This is a genomic window from Paraburkholderia ultramafica (genome assembly GCF_902859915.1).
GTDB classification, from domain to species: Bacteria; Pseudomonadota; Gammaproteobacteria; order Burkholderiales; family Burkholderiaceae; genus Paraburkholderia; species Paraburkholderia ultramafica.
Genome location: NZ_CADIKK010000125.1, coordinates 1 through 1,952, shown reverse-complemented (window position 1 = coordinate 1,952; position 1,952 = coordinate 1). Strand labels below are relative to the sequence as shown.

The 1,952-nt window shown below is 61.9% G+C and carries 1 protein-coding gene; it reads left to right on the top strand.

Annotated elements, in window-relative coordinates; translation table 11 throughout:
• Nucleotides 1-1,952 (top strand): hypothetical protein (locus HV744_RS36440; RefSeq protein WP_246279384.1); only part of this gene is annotated, 1,952 nt, incomplete at both ends.

The following is a 1,952-nucleotide window of genomic DNA, read 5'->3' as shown; positions in this document are numbered from 1 at the left end:
CTCGGGACAGGCTCGGTGGTATTCGGAGCCGTACCGCCTACCGCGCCGTCGGTGATGTTGAGCGCTCCGCGTACTTTTAGTAATGGCGTCGGTTGTTATGTTGGCGCGGTTTCGCCGACGGATCCCGCATACGGTTACGACAAGTCGTGCTGGGTTAGGGCGGTTGCGGCCAGCCCGACACCGACTCCAAGTCCAACACCGACACCGACACCGACACCGACACCGACTCCGACTCCGACTCCGACTCCGACACCGACTCCGACTCCGACACCGACTCCGACTCCGACTCCGACACCGGCTCCGACGCCAACACCAACGCCAACGCCAACGCCAACGCCAACGCCAACGTCGACCCTGTCGTGCAGTACGCCAACACAAACGGCCGGCGGAACCGCCAACGGCGTCATCAGCGCGGACACGCCGACCACCGACGGCCTGCGCATTTTCCAGAACAACGCACCGTTCAAGCTCGCGATTACGACGAACGCGCCGAGCGCGGATACGGTCATCTGGTCCGTGGCGGATTCGAATGGCGCGATCAAAACGCAAGGCAGCTTCCCGGTTAGCGCGGGTGTGCAAACCAACACGATTCCGTGCACGTCGACGTGGTCCGGCTATGGCGCACTGACCGCGACGCTGCGCTCGAAAGGCGGCACGTTGCCGAGCAGCGGCACGCGTCCGATGGGCATCGCGACGTTCGGTGTGTTGCCGAATCTTGCTTCCGCCCTCGGCACCGTCACCTATGCGCATCAGGATCAGCACCGCTTCGGCATGCAGGGCTTCAACGGCAACATCGCGGCGCTGCACGCGCTGGGCATCTCGTGGACGATCGACGGCCGCGAGATTTCGGCGATGGAACCCAACGGTCCCAACACGTACACGCCGAGCGTGAACGACCTCGATCCGTTCTATAAGGCCAATCCCGATCAGATGCGCATTGTGCGTCTCGACGGACTGCCCGCATGGGATTCGAAGACGGGCCAGTTCAACGATAGCTACTATGCACCGGTGAACATGCCGGAATTCCAGAGCTTCATGGCCAAGGTCGGTACTGACACGAGCCTGATTCGCGCGGCGAACTACCCGAACCAGCAGAAGAACTACTATCAGGTGACGTGGGAGCCGAGTCTCGGCTGGGCCGATAGCGACGCGAATTTCGTCGCGATGTACAAGGCGGCTTACCAGGGCATTCACTCGACCGATCCGAATGCCGTCGTGATGGGCACCAGCAATCCGTTCGCCGCGAATTGCGACACCTGCACAACCGGCTATCTGCAGAAGTTCGGCGCGCTCGGTCTGTGGAATTACATCGATGCGGTTTCTACGCACGGCTACTGGAACGCGGGCACCTATCCGGCGCATCCGCCTGAATTGCAGGACTCGGATCCCGATCCGGCAAACCAGGCCAACGCGCTGGACAATCAGATGAAGCAGTTGCGCTCGGTGATGCAGGCGGGCAAGCCGAACATGAAGCTGTTCTTCACCGAAGCTGGCGTAAGCTACGATCCGGGTATGACGTACGGTCCCAACGTGCCGTCGCAGAACCAGTTGTTTGCGCATGCCGCGGTCGGCGTGCGGGCGCACATCATCGTGCTTGGCGGTGGCGCACAGATGACGACGTTTTTCTACGGTGCTGACTATCCGGGAGAAGTGGGATACGGCTCGTTTTTCGACCTGAACGATGCACAAGGCGCGTTCGGCGCAACGAACCTCTCGCCGAAACCTGAAGCCATGGCGTTCGCCACGCTGACGCGAGTCCTTGACGGCACGAACACGTTGGGCCGTGTCACGGGTACACCGTCCGGAACCTTCGCGTATGCCTTCCAGCAACTCGGCAACGGCAAGGTCGTGACGGCTGCGTGGACGCACAACAACGCACAGTGGCCCACGAGCAGTGGCGCGTATAGCCAGACCTACTCCACTGGCTACTCGCTGCAGGTCGACAACCCGGG